The sequence below is a fragment of the Rhodopila sp. genome, assembly GCF_035548235.1.
Taxonomy (GTDB): domain Bacteria; phylum Pseudomonadota; class Alphaproteobacteria; order Acetobacterales; family Acetobacteraceae; genus Rhodopila.
In genome coordinates this window covers 1-19553 of the sequence record NZ_DASZTJ010000026.1, presented here as the reverse complement: position 1 = coordinate 19553, position 19553 = coordinate 1, and the positions used below count along the sequence as shown (strand labels likewise).

General features: G+C 64.7%; 12 protein-coding genes. 9 read left to right on the top strand and 3 right to left on the bottom strand.

Features of this window, described 5'->3' with window-relative positions; genetic code table 11:
- The first annotated feature begins 737 nt into the window (after positions 1-737).
- Genes bcsQ through bcsD form a run of 4 tightly spaced genes read left to right on the top strand, consistent with a single transcriptional unit; the run spans position 738 to position 10368 of the window.
- The gene (bcsQ, locus tag VHB27_RS01330) at positions 738-1508 is read left to right on the top strand and encodes a cellulose biosynthesis protein BcsQ (RefSeq protein WP_325596918.1); all 771 of its coding nucleotides are present in this window, start codon (positions 738-740) and stop codon (positions 1506-1508) included.
- Positions 1505-6100: a UDP-forming cellulose synthase catalytic subunit gene (bcsA, locus tag VHB27_RS01325; protein WP_325596916.1), complete on the top strand. Its 4596-nt coding sequence runs from the start codon at positions 1505-1507 to the stop codon at positions 6098-6100. The genes bcsQ and bcsA overlap by 4 nt, the downstream gene beginning before the upstream one ends.
- Before the next feature lie 18 nt (positions 6101-6118).
- Complete coding sequence (locus tag VHB27_RS01320) at positions 6119-9901, top strand: cellulose biosynthesis protein BcsC (protein ID WP_325596914.1); 3783 nt, start codon at positions 6119-6121, stop codon at positions 9899-9901.
- Positions 9898-10368 carry a cellulose biosynthesis protein BcsD gene (bcsD, locus tag VHB27_RS01315; protein ID WP_325596912.1) on the top strand — a complete coding sequence of 157 codons (471 nt, stop codon included), beginning with the start codon at positions 9898-9900 and terminating at the stop codon, positions 10366-10368. The genes VHB27_RS01320 and bcsD overlap by 4 nt, the downstream gene beginning before the upstream one ends.
- Before the next feature lie 193 nt (positions 10369-10561).
- On the opposite strand, the gene VHB27_RS01310 is transcribed toward bcsD, so the two are convergent.
- Complete coding sequence (locus VHB27_RS01310; RefSeq protein ID WP_325596910.1) at positions 10562-11833, bottom strand: ABC transporter substrate-binding protein; 1272 nt, start codon at positions 11831-11833, stop codon at positions 10562-10564.
- Between the two features lie 113 nt (positions 11834-11946).
- Here VHB27_RS01310 and VHB27_RS01305 point away from each other — a divergent pair, with 113 nt between their 5' ends.
- From VHB27_RS01305 to VHB27_RS01285, 5 genes are read left to right on the top strand one after another with little or no spacing between them, the layout of a single operon-like run.
- A complete protein-coding gene (locus VHB27_RS01305; RefSeq protein ID WP_325596907.1) occupies positions 11947-12828 on the top strand; it encodes a branched-chain amino acid ABC transporter permease in 882 nt (293 codons plus the stop codon).
- 3 nt (positions 12829-12831) lie between these two features.
- Positions 12832-13908: a branched-chain amino acid ABC transporter permease gene (locus VHB27_RS01300; protein ID WP_325596905.1), complete on the top strand. Its 1077-nt coding sequence runs from the start codon at positions 12832-12834 to the stop codon at positions 13906-13908.
- Positions 13908-14675 (top strand): ABC transporter ATP-binding protein, encoded by a 768-nt coding sequence (locus VHB27_RS01295; protein ID WP_325596903.1) that lies wholly within the window; start codon positions 13908-13910, stop codon positions 14673-14675. The genes VHB27_RS01300 and VHB27_RS01295 overlap by 1 nt, the downstream gene beginning before the upstream one ends.
- Positions 14672-15445 carry an ABC transporter ATP-binding protein gene (locus VHB27_RS01290; protein ID WP_325596901.1) on the top strand — a complete coding sequence of 258 codons (774 nt, stop codon included), beginning with the start codon at positions 14672-14674 and terminating at the stop codon, positions 15443-15445. The genes VHB27_RS01295 and VHB27_RS01290 overlap by 4 nt, the downstream gene beginning before the upstream one ends.
- The gene (locus tag VHB27_RS01285; protein WP_325596899.1) at positions 15436-17214 is read left to right on the top strand and encodes an AMP-dependent synthetase/ligase; all 1779 of its coding nucleotides are present in this window, start codon (positions 15436-15438) and stop codon (positions 17212-17214) included. The genes VHB27_RS01290 and VHB27_RS01285 overlap by 10 nt, the downstream gene beginning before the upstream one ends.
- Before the next feature lie 137 nt (positions 17215-17351).
- Here VHB27_RS01285 and VHB27_RS01280 read toward each other — a convergent pair whose 3' ends face one another.
- Together VHB27_RS01280 and VHB27_RS01275 are read right to left on the bottom strand one after the other, a co-directional pair.
- The gene (locus tag VHB27_RS01280) at positions 17352-18548 is read right to left on the bottom strand and encodes an LLM class flavin-dependent oxidoreductase (protein ID WP_325596896.1); all 1197 of its coding nucleotides are present in this window, start codon (positions 18546-18548) and stop codon (positions 17352-17354) included.
- Between the two features lie 107 nt (positions 18549-18655).
- Entirely contained in the window at positions 18656-19378 is a 723-nt protein-coding gene (locus VHB27_RS01275) for an ABC transporter permease (protein ID WP_325596894.1), read from the bottom strand.
- Between the last annotated feature and the right edge of the window lie 175 nt (positions 19379-19553).

Here is a 19553-nt window from a genome sequence, read left to right as displayed (position 1 = left end):
CGTTAGCCGCGCCATTGCGGCCGTCGGGGCTTCGCCCATGGCGTACCGCAGCTTCGCCGCACCTGCCACGGCACCGATAGATCCCGCGTTGGCCGCCAGTCGCGCCGCGGCCTTCCCATTGCTGGCGGCCGCATTACCGGAAATGACCAGCAGCAGTCTTCCTCCGGCCGCGTCGGTGCCGCCCGGGCCGGCGGCGCCCGAGCCCGCGCCGAGGGGCGGACCCGAACGACTTTCAACGCCTCCCCACGAAGCGGGCGGGATGCGGACTCCGTCTTCACCGGATAGACGCGCACCACCTGTGCAGGCACTGGATTGGCGTGAGGAGCGATCGCAGGAACAGCGATGGCGTCAGGTTTCGGACCCCCCTGCGCGCGCACGCCCTTCGGTGTCCCAGCCGGCGGCGACCGCCGGTCGCAGTGGTTCGGCATGGTCGCCGGCGCCGTCCCGTCCGGCTGCCGGCGACCAGTCCGCCAGGACGCCTTTCTTTGCGCCCTCCGCCAGGACGCCCGCTTCCGCATCGTCCGGCGCGCGGGCTCCGGCCGGCACTTCCCTCACCGAGGTATTTCGTACATTGACCGGGGCAAGCGAGCCGCAAGCGGCTCTTCGCGTGGAAACGCCTACGCAACTTGAGGACCTGTTCGAATCGCTCCGTTTGCCAACGTGATTCCGCCCCGGCGGACAGCTACAGAGGGACGGCCCGCACCTGCCCCGATGGCGCGGCCGACGCACATCCAACGATGACCATGATTTGTTTCACGTCGCCAAAGGGCGGCGTCGGAAAAACGACACTGGCCGCAAACATTGCTGGCGAATTGAGCAGAGCCGGTTTCCCCGTCGTCGCGCTTGATCTCGATCCTCAGAACACGCTGCGGCTGCATTTCGGCGTGCCGCTGGAAAGGGACGCCGGCTTCTCGCGCCTGATCGCCCAGCAGCCTAACTGGCGGGACTACGTGGTCGAGACGCCGTCCGGCGTGTCGCTCCTGCCCTACGGTGCGGCCGGCATGCGGGAGACGGTCGACCTCGGCGCCGCCATCGCCAGCCATCCCGAGATATTGCTGCGCGCACTGGACCCGCTGCTGATGACGCCGGGGATCTGCCTTGTGGTCGATACGCCGCCTGGTCCGTCGCCAATGCTTGCCGCACTCCTGCCGCGGATCAATCTGATGATCATCGTCCTGACCACGGACCCCAGCTCCGCGTCGGTGATCCCCACGCTGGAGGACGGCCGCATCGCAAGCGAGCAGGAGCAGGTGCCGCCCGATGCCATCCGTTTCATCCTTAACCAGTTCGATCCGCGCACGCGGCTTGGCAGCGTTATCGGCGATGCCACCAGCAAACGGCTTGGTGACCGATTGCTTGGCCTGGTCTACCGCGACGAGCACGTGGTTGAGGCGATTGCCGCGCAGAAGCTTCTTTCCGACTATGCGCCCGGTTCGAAAGCCTGCCAGGACATCAGTGCGATTGGCCAAACGCTTTCCACCTATCTGCGGGCGGTCATGGCCATATGAAACGATTTCTTCACCGCCTTACGATGGCTGAAGCCGATACGCCGCGCGGCATCCACTGGCTGGTTGTCGCGTCGTTTGGGGTGGTGGGCATTGCCTTGGCGCTCGCTGCCGCGACCAGTATCGTCAGGCCGATCGATCAGGCGGTCCTCGCCGTCATCACCGCCGCCGTGTTTCTGGTCTGCAATCGGCGGCCCGGGCGGGGAATGACCCTCTTTCTGACGATGCTGTCGGCGGTCGTGTCGCTGCGCTACATCGTTTGGCGGTTCACCGAGACGCTGGAGTTCAACACAGTACTCCAGGGAGTCCTCGGGACCGGGCTGGCGCTGGCCGAAGCCTATGCGATTCTTGTCTTGGCGCTGGGTTATATCCAGACGGTCTGGCCTCTTGATCGCAAGCCGCTGCCGCTGCCTGAAGACCCGGCGGACTGGCCGAGTGTCGACATTTACGTCCCGACCTACAATGAAGACTTGTCGATCGTGCGCGCCACGGTGCTGGCGGCCATGGCGGTCGATTGGCCGCCCGACAAGCTGAAGGTCTATATCCTTGATGACGGACGCCGCCGCGCGTTCCGAGACTTCGCGGCGAGTTGCGGCGCCGGATACATTATCCGCCCTGACAACAATCATGCGAAAGCGGGTAACCTCAACCACGCCATGAAGGTCACCGACGGCGAGTTCGTCGCCGTTTTCGACTGCGACCACGTGCCGACGCGTGCGTTCCTGCAAATGACCATGGGCTGGCTGGTACACGATAAGCGCATGGCGTTCATTCAAACGCCGCACCACTTCTACTCGCCGGACCCGTTCCAAAGAAACCTCGCGGCCGGAACACGGGTCCCTGCCGAGGGCAACCTGTTCTACGGCCTGATCCAGGACGGCAACGACTTTTGGAACGCCTCCTTCTTCTGCGGCTCCTGTGCCGTCATTCGGCGTGCCGCGCTGCAAACGATCGGCGGTTTTGCCACCGAAACGGTGACGGAGGACGCCCACACCGCCCTGAAGCTTCACCGCAAGGGCTGGCAGTCCTGCTACTTGCGGCTGCCGTTGGCTGCCGGGCTCGCGACGGAGCGACTTATTCTGCACATCGGCCAGCGCGTTCGCTGGGCGCGCGGGATGCTGCAGATCCTGCGGCTCGACAATCCCGTGTTCGGGCGCGGCCTGACCGTCGGGCAGCGCATATGCTACGTCAACGCAATGATGCATTTCATGTTCGCCGTGCCGCGCGTCGTCTTCCTGACGTCGCCGCTCTGCTTCCTGCTGCTGGGCCAGAACATCATCGCCGCGTCACCGCTTGCGATCATTGCCTATGCGCTGCCGCACATCTTCCACTCGGTGGCGACCAATGCCCGTATCCAGGGGAACTGGCGCCATTCGTTCTGGAGCGAGATCTACGAAACGGTGCTGGCCCTGTTCCTGGTGAGAATCACCGTGGTCACGATGGTCAGCCCTCGCCGTGGACGGTTCAATGTGACGGACAAAGGCGGGCTGCTCAGCAAAGGCTACTTCGACATGGGGGCGGTCTACCCGAACCTGATCCTTGCCGGCGTGCTTGGCATCGGCCTGCTGCGCGGCCTTTACGGGTTGCTTCTCGTTCATACGACCCGGCTCGAGTTTCAGGCTTACCTGCTGAACTCGGTCTGGGTGAGTCTGTCGCTGCTGATTGTGCTGGCTGCGCTCGCGGTTGGCCGGGAAACGCGGCAAATTCGCAACCGTGCCCGCATCACCACTCGATTGCCGGTGGTCGTCTGGCTTCCCGACGGACGGACGCTGGCGGCGACCAGTCGGAACCTGTCCTTGGGCGGTGCCGCCTTCGCGTTGGAGCGGCCAGACGAATTGCGCTTGCCCTTGCCGGTTGACATCGAGTTCGCGCTGAGCGGCGAGCGGATGATACTGCCGGCCAAGATCGAGCGCTGGGAAGAGCGGTTGCTTCAGGTCTCCTGGGAGGCGCGGACTATCGCCGAGGAAAGCCGCGTGATCCGCGTCGTCTTCGGGCGTGCGGACGCTTGGGTCGATTGGAGCAATTATCCGCTGGATCGGCCGCTGCGCAGCTTGTGGACCGTTCTCGTCAGCATCAGGGGCCTGTTCCGTCGGCGAGGCCAGGCCTTGAGCAGCGGGGACCTGCCGGCACCTGCTACCGCGCCCGTCGGGGCTGCCAGCGGCACCCTTGGCCGCCAGACCATGGTTTTGCGGCCGCGTCCCGGCGCGCTCATCGCCGGCGCATTGCTGTGTCTTTTGGCAACGCGTGCTTCAGCGCAGGGCCCGGCGGCGCAGCCGATCCCGTCCGTGCCCTTGCCGCCGGTCACCGGCGCTCCGGCAAGCAATCCCCCGCCAGGTGGCGTGGCAAGTCCGGCCGGCAATGCGGGGCAGGGGGCGCAGCCAAATGGATCGCCGGGCGCCGCGCAGGCGCCGTTCGGAGGGTCGGCGGCGCCGTTCCAGCTTCCGTCCGGCGCGCAGGGCAGCACGCGCACCGAAGTCTTCACCCTTCGACAGCTTGGCGCGCTCGGCCCGATGACCATGCGCGGCACCAGCACCATCCAGGGACTGCAGTTCGGCATTGCCAGAGACGAGGTGGTGACCGAGGCGCACTTGTCCCTCAGCGGCGCCATGTCGCCTTCGCTTATTCCTGACGTTTCCAACGTGACGGTGACGTTGAACGAGCAGTATGTCGGCACGATCCCGGTGACCGCTTCCAAGCCGGAATTCGGTCCCCTGGAGATGTCGATCAACCCGGTCTTTTTTCAGGACCGCAACCGCCTGAACTTCCGCTTCACCGGTCGTTACACGCAGGACTGCAACGATCCGCTTTCGGGCCTGCTGTGGTCCACGATTTCCGACCGCTCGACCCTGACCCTGACCATTGCGCGCTTGCCGCCCCGGCGGGACCTGGCGCGCCTGCCGCGTCCGTTTTTCGACGAGAACATACGCCAGAAGCTGTCGCTGCCTTTCATCCTCGCGGACAATTCGAGTAATGAGGCGCTGGAGGCGGCAGCCATCACCGCCTCGTGGTTCGGCAAGCTGGCGGACTTCCGCACGGCGCAGTTTCCGGTGACGCGCGAACCCCCGCAAGACGGCAATGCGGTGCTGATCGTGGTTGGCCATGAGATGCCGGCGGGCATCGCGCTTCCGGCGCCCCAAGGTCCCCTCATCGCCGAAGTGCCCAACCCCAACGATCCGCTGGGCACGATCCTGGTGATCGCCGGTCGCACGGGGGCCGAGGCGATCGCGGCTGCCGACACGCTATCTCGGGGGAGCCGGATCCTCAGCGGAAGCTCCACATCGGCGACGCTCGATGCCTTGCCGCCGCGCAAGCCATATGATGCTCCGGACTGGATTACGACGGACCGGCCAGTTCGGTTTGGCGAACTGGTCGATGCGTCCACGCTGCAGGGCACGGGATACGTCCCCGGCACGTTTCACGTCCCGTTTCACACGGCGCCTGACCTCTACACGTGGCGCCGGCGCCCATTCAAGGCAATGATCCGTTTCCGCGCACCACCCGGACCGGTTGTCGACGTTGCGGCTTCTCGGCTCGATGTCAGCATCAACGGAATTTTTCTGCACAGCTATTCGCTGGCCCCGCCGGACAGGATCTGGGACTGGGTGGAGCACGAGCTGGGGATGACCCCCCAGGTGAGACGTGGCGCAACGGCGATCCCGCTCTACGACGTATTCGGCCAAAATGATCTGCAGCTCTATTTCGACGCTCGTCCCCTGCATCGCGGCGATTGCACGGCAATTCCGGAAGATCTGCATCTGGCGGTGGATCCGGATTCGACGATCGACCTGTCGAGCGCCTATCACTTCACCCAGCTCCCCAACCTTGCATTCTTTGTGAGCGCAGGGTTTCCCTTCACGCGCATGGCTGACCTCTCGGACACCGCCGTGGTCTTGCCGCAGCAGCCTAATACCGTCGAATTGACTGCGTTTCTCGACTTGATGGGGAACATTGCGGCGCTGACGGGCCTGCCGGTCAATCGCGTGTCCGTACTGCGGCCGTCCGAGGCCAATGCGATCAGCAACAAGGACATTCTGCTGATCGGTACTCTGAGCCGGTTGGGACCGGCCGCTGACCTGCTGCGTCGCAGTCCCTACAAGGTGGAGGGCAATAGTCTTCGGGTGGAGCTGCCGACCATGCTTTCCGGGATCTGGCGCCTGTTCGGAGACAATACGGAAACAGAACGAAACCGAGCGGGTGCGGCGCTTGCCGCGCCGCTGGGGGAACAGAGTGCCGTGATGATCGGGGCCCAGGCGCCAAACAGTTCCGACCGCTCGCTCGTGGCCATTCTCGGCGGGTCGCCGCAGGCCCTCAATTCGATGGTCGACGCGATGAACGACCCCAAGCTCGTGCCCCACATCCAAGGCGATCTTGCGATTCTTTCCGGGGGTCAAATGACCAGCTATCGCGCCGGATCGACCTATACCGTGGGTTACCTGCCATTCTGGCTTTGGCCGGAATGGTGGCTGGAGGACCGGCCAGGCGCGATCATTGCCGCCATGATCATTGCCGCGTCTGCATTGGGGATTTGTCTGCATCGCCTTGTGCGTTGGCGTGCCAGCCGGCGCAGTCGCCATCCTGGCGCAACGAAGGGGTAGATCATGCCGTGTCGCAGCGTGGCGCTGACCGCTCTCCTTGTGGCGACGACAACCTCGCTGGCGTGGGAACGTCAGGCTGAAGCCCAGTCCACGACCCGCGTTGCCGCTCAGTCTCCGGCGGCCGGCCCGGCGATCCAGGTGCTGCTCGACCAGGCCAACTTCTGGTATGCTCAAAATCGGCCCGACGACGCCGAACGATCGCTGAGCCGGCTTTTATCGGTTTCCCCTGAAAACACCGACGCGATCGCGCTGCTGGCGCAGATCGAAGCGTCTCGCGGGGACCGTGCGCGCGCGCAGGAGAACCTGGCGAAGCTGCGCCGGCTTCGCCCCGATGATCCTCGCATCCCGAGGATCGAGCAGGCTATCCGCGTCGGGAGCATCGACGCCAACGGCCTCGCGGAGGCTCGCCGGCTGGCGCAGGAGGGTCACAACGCTGAAGCCATCGCCCGCTATCGAGGGCTTTTCCAGGGCGAGCCGCCTAGAAGCCTGGCGGTGGAATACTATACGACGCTGGCCGGGACGGAGGGCGGCTGGGCCTCGGCCCGATCGGGCCTTGCCCAAGTCGTGACGACTGACCCGGCCGATCTATCGGCGCAATTGGCTTATGCGGAGTTGCTGACGTATCGGGAGCAGACGCGCCCCGAAGGCATCCGGCGCCTTGCGATGCTGGCTCGCAGTCCCGCCATGGCTGCGGCAGCCAACAAGGCATGGCGGCAGGCGCTGGACTGGCTGCCCGTCGATTCCGCAAGCATTCCCGACTATCAGGCCTGGCTCGGCGTCCATCCCGATGACCGGCAGATCGCCGGGAAGCTGGACCAGGCAAAGAACCCGCCCAGCACGCCGGCTGATGAGGCCGCGAAGAGACGCAGTGCCGGCTTCGCCGCGCTGAACGCCGGCCACCTGAGCGATGCGGACGATTCGTTTCAGCGCGTGCTTGCGCAAAATCCGCAAGACGCCGACGCACTTGGCGGCCTTGGCCTCGTGCGGCTGCGGCAGGGGAAGGTCGATGAGGCGCGGACGCTTTTGTCTCGCGCGATCGCGGCCGACCCGCTGCATAAGGAGCGGTGGGAGCAGGCGCTCCAGGGTGCCAGCGTGGGCGAGGATTACGCCGCGGCACGGGCTGCGGTGCAGCACGGCCAATATGATGCGGCGGAGCGGCAGCTTCGCGCCATCATCGCCCGCGGCGGGGACGTTACGGGGGCGCAGCTGATGCTGGCCGATGTGCTGGCGCGCCGCGGTCGCCTTGCGGATGCCGAAGTGCAATATCGCGGCGTGCTGGCTCGTCAGCCGAACAATGGCGATGCCCTGGTGGGCCTCGCGCAGACGCTGAACCGCGAGGGCAAGGCGGCCGAGGCCGAGGCGCTCTTCGATCGCGCGCAAACCGGCGGCAATGCGCGTTTGGTAGGACGCATCCGCGCGGATGCGTTGCGCCAACAGGCGAGCACCGTTACGGACCCGGCGGCCAAGGAAGCATTGCTGCGCGCGGCCTCCGCAGCGGACCCCACGGATCCGTGGATACGCTTGGACCTGGCCCGTGCCCTTGCGGCGAACGGGCGGCGGGCGGAGGCGCGGCAGGTGATGTCGGACCTCACGACCGCCCCCAACCCTTCCGTCGACGCTCTCCGGGCGGCAGCCATGTTCGCTGCCGAGGACAACCGGCCATCGGACGCCGTCGCCCTGATCAATCGTCTCCCCGCCGCTGCGCGAACGTCGGAGATGCGCGGCTTGCTGGCCCAGGCCAAGCTGCAGAGCGAGATCCGCGATGCCGTTGGCTTGAGCGGCATAAGTCCCGCGGCAGCGCGCTCCAAGCTGCTGACCTTGGCGGCACAGCCGGATCCGGACGGAAGCCGCGGCGTGGCCGTCGCACGCGCTTTCCTTCAGATGAACTATCCGGCCGGTGCGCGCGAGGCGTTGACCACCGCCCAGGCGGCAACGCCGAATCCGACGTCGGCGCAGCGCATCGCGTATGCGGGCGTGCTGCTGCAGGCCGGCGACGAGAGGGCGGCCCAGGTGCTGATCCAGTCTCTGGACGGCAGCGCGGGCCTGACGCCCGATCAACGATCGGCGCTGAACCGGCTGCGGGCCGGCGTGGCGATCCGCGAGGCGGATGCGCTGAATGAACAGCACCGCCAAGCCGACGCATACGACGTGCTTGCGCCGGCTTTGGAACGGGACCCGTCGAACCCCGAGCTCAACCTTGCGGTCAGCCGGTTGTTCGCGGCGGCTGACCAACCGCGCCGGGCCCTGGCGATCAGCGATGCGGTCTTGGCAAAGGACCCGAACAACTTCGAAGCGCGCCGGGCGGCGCTGGACGCTGCGATCGCGGTGTCCGATTGGACGCGGGCGTCAACGCTCGTGCAGGGGGCCCTGGCAACGGCGCCGGAGGACCCTCGTAGCTGGATGCTCTCGGCCACGCTTGACCGTGCCCGCGGCAATCCTCGCCGCGCCTATGATGACCTGAAGCATGCGCAGTCACTGCGCCGGCAGGAAATCGGTGCCGACCAGGCCACCGCGCCGCAGTCCGTGCCGGGATACCTGACCGATCAGGCAGCCCCCGATCCAATGCCGATATCGTCCAATCCTTTCCGGCGCAACGATGCCTCCGTCCGTCCTGGACCGGACGTGCCGACGATCTCTGTCAGCGCTGCGCCAGTTGATCCGACGTTGCAGGATATCGACCGGCAGATGGCCTCGCTGAACGAGGAACTGGCGCCGAAGATCACGTTTGGGCCGTCCTATCGCAGCCGTACCGGCACGAGCGGGCTCGATCGCCTGGATGAAATCAGTTTGCCAACCACCTTGATGGCACGACCTCTCGGCCGCGGCGTCCTGACCGCGAGCGCTACGCCCACGTTCCTCTCGGCCGGGTCGATCCCGGGGGACGCCCAGAGCCAAGCCAGTTTCGGCACCGGCGTCTTCCCTGGCAGCCAGACGCCCGGCAGCCAGCACGCCGAAGGCGTGGGGCTCTCGCTTGCTTACCAACTGGGATGGCTGAAGGCGGATGTCGGCTCGTCGCCGATCGGGTTCCAGGAGCAGAACCTGCTTGGCGGCATCGAGCTTTCCCCCAAGCTGAGCGACAACGTTCGGCTGCGTCTCACGGGTGAGCGGCGGGCTGTCACCGACAGTGTCTTGTCCTATGCCGGCACCAAGGATCCCACGACCGGCATAGCCTGGGGCGGCGTGACCCGTACGCGCGGCCATGCCCAGCTCGAAATATCGCTGCGGGATGCCAATTTCTACGTCGGTGGAGGTTACGCGGTTCTGGACGGCACGAACGTCGAAGAAAATCATGAATACGAATTTGGAGCCGGCGGGTCCTTTCCGGTCTGGCGCGGCGATCACGAAGACGTCCGCCTTGGGCTGGATACCGTATATTTCGCGTACGACAAGAACCTTCGTTTCTTCACCTTGGGCCAAGGTGGTTATTTCAGCCCCCAGTCCTACTTCGCGACCCTTCTGCCGATACACTACACGTCTCATGGCGACGACCTGACATGGTCCATCGGGGGGTCGGTTGGCTACCAGACTTACAATGAACATGCCTCGCCTTTGTTCCCAACCGATCCCGCGCGGCAGGACGCGGTCCTGGCATTGGCATCGAGCAGCAGCACCCCGGTGACGACCGGCTATCCGAGCAAGAGCGCGTCGGGCCTGGTGGGAGGGGCGGAGGGGTCTATAGAGTACCATGTCAACGGCTCATTCATCTTGGGCGGCGAGGCGCATTACCAGCATGCCGGCGACTGGAGCGAGACCGTCGCCAAGCTTTATGCTCGCTATATCTTTGACGGAGGCACTCGGTGAACATCCCCTGGATCGCACAGCAAGGCAGTGCGGCGCATGCGCGGGGCAACATGGCCGTCTGGCGGGTGTTTCTTCGTGGCCTGGCCATCGAGCTGGATGCGAAGGCGGGGCCGGACCGTTCGGCGGAGCTGTTGCGCGGCGCCGGCCAGCAGATGGCAGCCCTGCTTGGCCTTCCCTCGGTTGCCTCGCTGGAGGCGTTGGAGCTTGAGATGAACGCGGCGCTGGCCGAGATCGGCTGGGGCGGCGTACGGATGACCTTGAGCGAGGCGGATCACTGCGTCCTGATCGCCCATCTCGGGGTGCCGACCATCGGCTCGGCGGGCGATCCGCCTGGCTACTGGCTTATTCCCGCGCTGGAAGGACTCTACCAGGGCTGGATGGACCGGCAGCCGGGCTCCAACCCCTCGTTCCGGGTACGGTTTCATCACAACGAGGAAGACGTGGTCATCCTGCATTACGGGCAATAGCGCTGGTTTGTACGGCGTTCCCATAGCGGGAATACGCCACGCCATTGATTGCCATTGAAACCTGATAAAGGGCCGGGTTCTCTCCCGCGAGATCCCGATTCAGGTGCAGGTCACGCCGGGCGACGACTCGCCGTGCTGTCGTCAACCCGAGCGGAAACCGTTGGTTCGTAAAGTGTCGATGTTGCGGGGATATTCAGTAGCTCAAGGCCTGGTCCATGACCGGCACCCAGCGGCCCTTCCGGACAACCGCCAGGAAGGACGCATTGGAAGCCTGATGGTTGTCCGGTCCCAGGCTCAGGCTGCCGCCGAAGATTGGCTTGAAGTCCTTGATGCCCTCCATGGCCGAGATGAAGCTGTCGACCGTCAGGTTGCGCCCTGCCTTCTGTAGCGCCAGCAAGACGAACTGCGCGGCTGTCCAGCCCTGCTCGCCATGGAAATTCGGATCGATTCCATAGCGTGCCTTGAACGCCTTCACAAAGGCCTGGACGTCTGGCCGCGGATCGTCCGGATAAGCGTACAGCGCCGGCGTCATGCTGTAGAATCCCTCCGTCGCGCCGCCCGGCAGGGACGCGACCGCCGGATCATAGGACGCGAATTGCCCGACGAAATCCGGGTGCCAGCCCATCTTCTGGGCTGTCGATATGATCAGGTTGGTATCGCGCACGATCGTTCCCATGCCGACGAAGTCGCAGCCCGCATCACGCAATTTCGTGAGGCTGGCGCTGAAGTCCGTATCGGTCGGATGATGGGCGGTGGTGGCAATGACCTGCAGGCCCAGCGCCTTCGCTTCAGCCTGTATGCCTGCCAGCACGTCGCGGCCGAAGTCCGAATCCTGATACATCGCGCAGATCTTCTTGTCGTGCTTCTGCTCGACAAAATACTTAACGCCCGAGCGCATCTCGTCGTAATAGGACGCGAACTGGCCAAACTTCAGGCGGTTGAACGGTTGATACATCGACCGGGCGGCGGTCAGCGGAAAGACGTTCGGCACGTTCTTTTTCAACTGCATCGGCATCTCGGCGTCGTTCATCGGCGTACCGCCGTCCGCCAGGGCGAAGAAGATCTTGTCCTCGTTCAACAACTTGTTCATGCCCTGAACGGCCCGAGGCACCGTGTACTGCGAGTCCTCCACCACGTAGCGTATCTTTCGCCCGTTCACGCCGCCCTTGGCATTCGCCTCGTCGAAGGCCATGCGGATCGCGTCGCTATTGTTGACGCCTTGCACGGCCGTGACGCCGGACAGGTCTGTCGTGGTTCCAATAACGATTTCCGTATCTGTCACGCCTTGCGTGGGGCCGCCTTGAGCCGATGCAGTCCCGATGATTGCACCGGTAAGCGTCAGGCTCAGCGAACTCGCGGCCAGCAGACGCGTCAGCCAGCACGATGGCATTCCGAAGCGATTATTCATTGTTTTCCTCCCCGGCCTGGCGGGTTGCACCAAGCCTGGCCGGTAAAAAACAGCCATTCTCGTTGGAATGCAAGTAAGGTTGCCCTGGATTGACGCCCCTTAATCCCTGTGGCTATCGTGCCGCATCGTAGGGGGCCGCCAGAGCCCAGCAGAAAGGGGGGCCTCCAGCCGTGGGCGACGCTTTGCGCCTGCTAGAGCTGATCGTCAACGGTGCCGCGGGTGGCTGCATCTACGGACTGATCGCGCTCGGCTTCGTTCTTATTTACAAGGCGACCGAACTCGTCAACTTCGCCCAAGGCGACATCCTGATGCTGGGCGGCTTCGTGGCCTTCAGCCTTGTCACCTGGTTCGGGTTCAACTACTGGCTCGCCGCGGTGTGCGCGATCGCAATAACCGCCGCGTTCGGGTTTTTGCTCGATATGATCGTCATCCGACGGGTCATCGGGCAGCCGCAGTTCGCGGTGGTCATGCTCACGCTCGGCCTGGGCTTCATTTTCCGAGCCGTCGCGGGCATCACGTGGGGCTACGATTCGGTCGGGTTCGTCACACCCTTTACCAATAAAACCATCCACCTCGGCAGTCTTGTGCTGGGGTACGACAGCCTTTCCATCATCGGCGGCACGGTCCTGCTTTGCGTGATCCTGTACCTGTTTTTCAGCCATACGCGGCTGGGGATCGCGATGCAGGCCGCCTCACAAAACCAGCTTGCCGCTTACTATATGGGAATCCCTGTCCGGACGATCTTCTCGCTGATCTGGGCGATCAGCGCGGGCGTTTCGGCCGCCGCCGCCATCCTGCTCGTTCCGGTGTCCATGATCGACGTGAACATGGGATTCCTCGGCATCAAGGCATTCGCCGCCGCCGTCCTGGGTGGCTTCGGCAGTATCCCGGGGGCACTGATCGGCGGTGTCACCATAGGCGTCGCCGAACAACTCGCCGGCTTCTACCTGCCTGCCGGTTTTCAGGACGTCACGTCGAACGTGGTCCTGCTCGGTACGCTGATCCTGCTGCCGCAGGGTTTGTTTTCGCAGCGCGTGGTCAAGCGAGTTTAGCCCATGCGCCACATCTTCAAAACAAGTTACACGCAAGACCTCACGATCTGGCGCCACCATGGCGACCTGTTCTGGTACGGCCTGCTTCTCCTGGTCCTGCTGTTGCTTCCGATGCTGCTTGGCACCTTCTATATCGGCGAGCTTGGCGCCGTCTTCATCTTCGCGATCGGCGGCGTGGGCCTGATGCTGCTGACCGGCTATACGGGCCTGGTCAATCTCGGTCATGCCGCCTTCCTTGGTATCGGCGCCTATACAAACGCCATCCTGCTCACCGCCGGCTGGCCCTACGTCGTGACGCTTCCGGCCGCGGGATTGCTGGCCGCCATCGCCGGTGTCGCCATCGGCATCCCGACCCTGCGCATGAGCGGTCTGTACCTCGCCATCGCCACCCTGGCTTTCGGACAGATCGTTGCGACGGTGCTGGAGAAATGGGACGCCGTCACCCATGGCTTCGACGGATTGGCGGTCCCGACGCCCAGCATCCTGGGGGTGGAGATCGAGGGTGCGACCGGTGTCTATTACGCGGCGCTGGCTGTGCTGGTATTCGCGCTCTGGATTTCGGCCAACATCCTGCGGACGCCTCTCGGCCGAGCGATGGTGGCGATCCGGGACAGCGAAATCTCTGCCCAGAGCATGGGTGTCAATCTCAAGCTCTACAAGACCATCGCCTTTGCGATCTCGGCCGGCATCACCGGCCTGGCCGGCGGACTTTTCGCGCAATACGTCAATTTCCTCGCACCGGACAGCTTCGATATCCTGTTGTCGGTGCAGTTTCTGACGATCGTCTTCGTCGGCGGGGTCGGCTCCCTGCAGGGCGCCATCCTCGGGGCCGTGTTCGTGCGGCTGCTGCCCCAGGCGATCGCGCTGGTGCGCGACGACTTGCCCGGCAACATCGGCCACCTTCCCGGGCTTGAACCTTCCTTGTTCGGACTGATCCTCGTCCTGTGCATCCTGTTCGAACCCGGTGGCATCTACGGCCGCTGGATAAAGACCAAGCTCTGGTTCCAGACGGCGCCGCTACGCCGGCGGGCCGCGTTCCGGCGGCAGAAATCCTATGCCCGCTCGGAGCGGGTCGGGTGATGCTGTTCCAGGCAGAACAACTCTCCGTTCGTTTCGGAGGAATTCGCGCCGTTGACGATGTCAGCTTCGGCATCGAACAGGGCGAAGTCTTCGCGTTGATCGGCCCGAACGGCGCGGGCAAGACCACGATCTTCAACATGATCAGCCGTATCTACACGCCGACGTCGGGCCGGCTTATCTTCGACGGCAAGGACATAACCGCCGTCCCGCCGCACCGCGTCGCCGCCCTGGGCATCGCGCGCACCTTCCAGAATATCGAGCTGTTCTCCAACGCGACCGTGCTGCAGAACCTGCTGATCGGCTGCCATTGCCACGTGCGCGCGTCCCTGCTGTCGCAACTGGTCTTCCTGCCCTCGGCCCGCCGCGACGAAATCGCCCATCGCGAAAAGGCCGAGGAGGTGATCGCTTTTCTCGGGTTGGAGCGATATCGCGACAGCCTGATCGCCGGGCTTCCCTATGGCGTGCGCAAGGTCGTGGAACTCGGCCGCGCCCTGTGTACCGAACCGCGGCTTTTGCTGCTGGACGAACCGTCTTCGGGCCTGAACGTCGAAGAAACCGAGGTCATGGGTTTCTGGATCGAGGACATCAAGAACGACCTCGGCATCACCGTCATCATGGTCGAGCATGACATGAATCTGGTCCGCCAGGTGTCCGATCGCGTCATGGCCTTGAATTACGGCAAGGTCCTGGCACTGGGCACGCCGCATGAGGTGCAGACCCACCCCGATGTGGTTCGTGCCTATATCGGCGGAGACATGGCGGCATGACCGAACCACTCCTGTCGGTCGGCGCGGTCGAGACGTATTACGGGCCGATCCAGGCCATTCGCGGCGTCTCGCTGCAGGTCAACCCCGGACAGATCGTGGCGGTACTCGGTGCGAACGGCGCCGGCAAGACGACCGTGCTGCGGACGATCTCGGGCGTTTTGAACGCAGAACGAGGTTCCATCCGGTTTCAGGGCCGGGACATCCGCAATGCCTCGCCCGATCAAGTGGTCCGGATGGGCATTTGCCACGTGCCCGAAGGCCGCGAAATCTTCCCGCTGCTGACGGTGCGGGAGAACCTGATGACGGGCGCCTATACGCGCCGCGACCGTGATGGCATCGCGCGTGACCTCGACATCTGTTTCGGCTATTTCCCTGTCCTGAAGGAGCGGTCGCATCAGCGGGCCGGCCTGTTGTCCGGCGGCCAGCAGCAAATGCTCGCCATCAGCCGGGCCCTCATGGCCAGCCCGCGCCTGCTCCTGCTCGATGAACCGTCGCTTGGGCTGGCCCCGCTGCTGGTCACGCAGATTTTTGACATCATTCGCCGCATCAACCAGGAGCAGGGGGTGGCGATTTTGGTGGTCGAGCAGAATGCGCATATCGCGTTGAAGACGGCAGATTACGGCTACGTGCTGGAAACAGGCCGCATCGTGGTGCAGGGCGACTGCGTCAGCCTGATGGAGAGCGATGATATCAAGGAATTCTATCTCGGTCAGAAGGACGCAGGGGTGCGCGGGCAGCGTCGCTGGCGGAGAAAGAAGATATGGCGATAGCCACGATCCCTGCGCTGGTGCTTGACCGCGCCGCGACGCACCCGGATCGCACGATCCTGCGCAGGAAGGACCGTGGCATCTGGAAGTCCATGACCTGGAGCGAACTTGCCGCGCGGATGCTGCAAGTCGCGGAAGGCCTGCGGACAAGCGGCATCGGTCCGGGAGATCGCGTTTGCATCCTTTCGGAAACCACGCCGCAATGGGTTTTCGCCGATCTCGGGGTTCTGTCAGCCGGTGCGGTCTCGGTCGGGATTTATCCGACGGCCGACGCCGACCTGACCGCGGAGATCCTCGCGCATTGCGGCGCCCGGCTGGTCTTCGCCGAAAATGAAGAGCAGCTCGACAAGATACTCCAGGCCCGCCCCCGATGCCCGAAGCTGGAACGGATCGTCATCTTCAACATGAAGGGCCTCCGGGACCTGTCGGAGCCGGGTTGCGAGAGCTTCGACACCTTCCTCGGCCGTGTCCGGGACGGCTCCGCCGATCTTCCGGCGCTCGATCCGCATCGGACCGCCACGCTGATCTATACGGTCGGTACGACGGGGGCACCGAAAGGATCGATGCTGACGCATCACAATCTTCTGTGCCAGGTGGGAAACGCCGCCAAGCTGATGAACCTGCGGGCAGGGGACGAGCGCCTGGCCTTTCTGCCGATGTCGCACGCGATCGAGCGTGTGCTCGGCTTGTATCTCTCGTTGTATTCCGGTGTCATCAGCAACTATGTCGAGAGCGCCGATACCGTCGCCGAGGATCTCCGGGAAGCGAAACCGACCGTCTTCCTTGCGCCGCCGCATGTGTGGGAGCGGTTCCATTCCCGCATCACCGTTGCCTCGGCCTCGGCCGGGCTCATGCAGCGCCTGCTCTATCGGTGGGCCATGGCCGCCGGCGCCAGGGAAGCCGGACAGCGCCTGGCGGGTCGTTCGCCTTCTTCCTGGACCGCACTCCACGCCAGGGTGCTCCGCTGGCTCGTTCTCGGTAACGTCTTGCGTGAGCTCGGCCTCGTACGGCTTCGCGTGGGACTGATCGGCGCGTCTCCGGTATCGCCGGAACTGGTCCGCTGGTTGATGGCGCTGGGTCTCGACGTGCAGGAGTTTTACGGCCAGACCGAATGCGGCGGACTGACAGCGTTGATGCCGCGCGAGGCGATCCGTTCGGGCTGCGTCGGCAAACCGGTTCCTTATGCCGAAATCGCTCTTGCTCCTGACAATGAGATCCTGGTCCGCGGCGACCATGTCTTCGTCGGATACTGGGACGATGCCGAGCGGACAAGCCGGGCGCTGCGGGACGGGTGGCTGCACACCGGCGATGTCGGAAGCCTGGAAGGCGGCTACCTGCGTGTTGTGGGACGCGCCGAGGACTTGGTGACCACGGTTTCGGGCGTCTGCGTCACGGCCACCGAGATCGAGCGTGAACTGAAACTATCGCCCTATATCGCCGACGCCGTCGTTCTTGGCGAACAGCGTGAATTCCTTGCCTGCCTGGTCATGACGGATCCCGATGTGCTGGAAGGCTGGGCGCAGCAGAACAACATCGCATTCACGACTTACAGCGCCCTCGTGCGTGCGGAGCCCGTGCGTGACCTGATCCGCCGCGAGATCGCGGTGGCCAGCAGCCGGCTGTCCGCTTCCGTGGAAATCCGGTCGTTCCGCATGATCGAGGAGAAGCTTGCCCCGGATGATCCGGAGTTGACCCCGATGATGAAGCTCCGCCGAGCCATCGTCGGAGAGAAATATCGCGGACTGATCGAAGACATGTACAGCAGGCCCTGAGGCCGATAGGGCGGACGACGAAACGACGTCCGCCGGACGGGAAACGTCCATGGGTGCTCGCCCCTGCCGGCATCATGCTCGATCCGAAACACTCCCGGCAGGAAACGCCGCCGAAGCGGGGATCGGCGCCAAGCGCCTCACCCGACGTCGCGTCCCCCCAGCGTCCGCGCCTTGAAATCCTCCGGCACCGCCGCGCCGAAATCGGTGAACGCCCGCTTCACCGCGTCGGGCGTGTTGCCGAAGACCTGCTTGCGGTTTTCCATCGCCCAGGTGCGCGACCCGATCGGCGCTTCCAGCGATCCTTGGAACTGCGGCATCACATAGCGGGCGAACAGCTCATAGGACCGCATCGTCTGCTCGCGCGTCGCCCATTCATGCGCGCGGAACAGGATGCCGCCGAAGCCGCCCTGGCTGTATTCCAGCAGGCGGCGGATGCCCTTGGCGACCGTGTCGGGGGAGCCGACCAGCGTGGTGCCGTTCTTCACGCCGTCGACCAGCGGATCGTCGGAGCGGCCCGGCGGCCGGCCCAGCGTGTCCTCGAAATAGGTCACGGTCTCGTTGCGCTCGCCCTTGCGCACCTCGTCCAGCGCCTGCTCGTCGTCCTCGGCGATATGGGCATTGACCACCACGCGCCATTTCTTGCGGCTGACGGTCTTGCCGGCCTTGGCGGCGGCGTCCTCGGCGATCTTCCATTGCGCCGCCAGCGCTTCCGGCCCGCCCGGCAGGCCGGCGCCGATCGACAGCACGCCCACGCCATGCGTGCCGGCGGCGATCATGCCGAACGGCGTGATGGTGGAGGCAACCGCGATCTCGAAATGCGGGTCCGAGTAGGGGGCCAGGTGCAGCCGCGCATCGTTCATCTCGAACCAGTCGGTCTTCATGGTGACGCGGCCGTCCATCTGCAGCAGGCGCATGATGGCATCCATCGCCTCCAGCATCCGCGGGCGCTGCGTGGCCGGCTGGATGCCCAGCATATACGCGTCCGACGTCAGCGCGCCCGGCCCGCAGCCCAGCATCGCCCGGCCGCGCGTCATGTGATCGAGCTGCACCCAGCGCTGCGCCACCAGGAACGGGTGGTGATAGGGCAGGGAGGTCACGCCCGACCCCAGCTTGATGTGCTTCGTCTTCTCCGCCGCCGCGGCGATGATCAACTCGGGCGAGGCGATCAGTTCCCACCCGGCGGAATGGTGCTCGCCGACCCAGGCTTCGTCATAGCCGAGGTAATCCAGCCACTGGATCAGCTCCACGTCGCGGTTGATGGCAAGCGTCGGGTTCTCGCCCAGCCGGTGGAAGGGGGCGAGGAAGATACCGAAGGTCAAGCCGCGATGGGCCATGGACGGAGGCTCCGTTTGTCGTTGTCGGGGCATTGTGCCGTGTTACGGGCCGACGGCCAAGCCGGGACTGTGGCCGCATGCTCCGTCCAGGGCCGTTTTCCGTCGCGTCAGGCTTCTTGCCGCTGGGACGCGTGCCAGGGCAGCAGGCGGCGTTCCGCCAGCGCCATGATCCCGAACAGCACGATCCCCGCCACGCCCAGCAGCAGGTTGGCGGCGAAGATCTGCGCGGTCTCGAACGTGCCCTGTGCGGTCAGGATGATATAGCCCAGGCCGTGGTCGGAGGCGACGAACTCCCCGACGATCGCCCCGACCAGCGCCAGCGAGATGCCCACTTTCATACCCGCGAAGACGCTGGGCAGCGCGGAAGGCAGGCGGATGCGCCAGAACAGGTCCAGCCGCCCGCCATGCATCGTGGCCGCCAGGTCCAGCATGTCGCGCGAGACGGATTTGAGGCCCAGGACGGTATCGATCACGATCGGAAAAAACGCGATCAGGAAGGCGATCGCGACCTTCGGTCCGACGCCAGTGCCCAGCCAGATGACGAACAGCGGCGCGATCGCCACTTTCGGCACGCTGTTGCAGGCGACGATCAGCACATAGAGGGTGTTTTCCAGCAGCCTGACCTCCACGATCAGGATCGCCAGGACGATCCCGACGGCGACCGCCAGGGCGAAGCCGGCCAGGGTGGTGCCGAGGGTGTAAAGTCCTTCCTGGAGGAACCAGGCCGGCTGGTCCGCCAGCGCCCGCAGGATGGAAAGCGGACTGGGCAGGATCAGCGTCCGCACATGCAGCACGTCGACGACGACCTGCCACACGGCGAACAGCGCCAAGATCGTTGCTACGGAGACGACGTGCCGGGACCAGGATCGCGTTGGCTCATTCATCCTTCAGCAGTCCCATCTCACCGAACAGGGTTCGGATTTCCGCGCAGTAATGGGCGAATTCCGGCATCTCGCGTATGCTCATCCGGCGCGGGCGCGGCAGGTCGATCGTCAGCGTCATCGC

Excerpts from the sequence above, each read along its gene's own strand:
- bcsQ (WP_325596918.1), top strand. The coding sequence starts at position 738 with ATGACCATGATTTGTTTCACGTCGCCAAAGGGCGGCGTCGGAAAAACG.
- bcsA (WP_325596916.1), top strand. The coding sequence starts at position 1,505 with ATGAAACGATTTCTTCACCGCCTTACGATGGCTGAAGCCGATACGCCG.
- VHB27_RS01310 (WP_325596910.1), bottom strand. The coding sequence starts at position 11,833 with ATGGCTGTTTTTTACCGGCCAGGCTTGGTGCAACCCGCCAGGCCGGGG.
- VHB27_RS01300 (WP_325596905.1), top strand. The coding sequence starts at position 12,832 with ATGCGCCACATCTTCAAAACAAGTTACACGCAAGACCTCACGATCTGG.
- VHB27_RS01295 (WP_325596903.1), top strand. The coding sequence starts at position 13,908 with ATGCTGTTCCAGGCAGAACAACTCTCCGTTCGTTTCGGAGGAATTCGC.
- VHB27_RS01290 (WP_325596901.1), top strand. The coding sequence starts at position 14,672 with ATGACCGAACCACTCCTGTCGGTCGGCGCGGTCGAGACGTATTACGGG.
- VHB27_RS01285 (WP_325596899.1), top strand. The coding sequence starts at position 15,436 with ATGGCGATAGCCACGATCCCTGCGCTGGTGCTTGACCGCGCCGCGACG.
- VHB27_RS01280 (WP_325596896.1), bottom strand. The coding sequence starts at position 18,548 with ATGGCCCATCGCGGCTTGACCTTCGGTATCTTCCTCGCCCCCTTCCAC.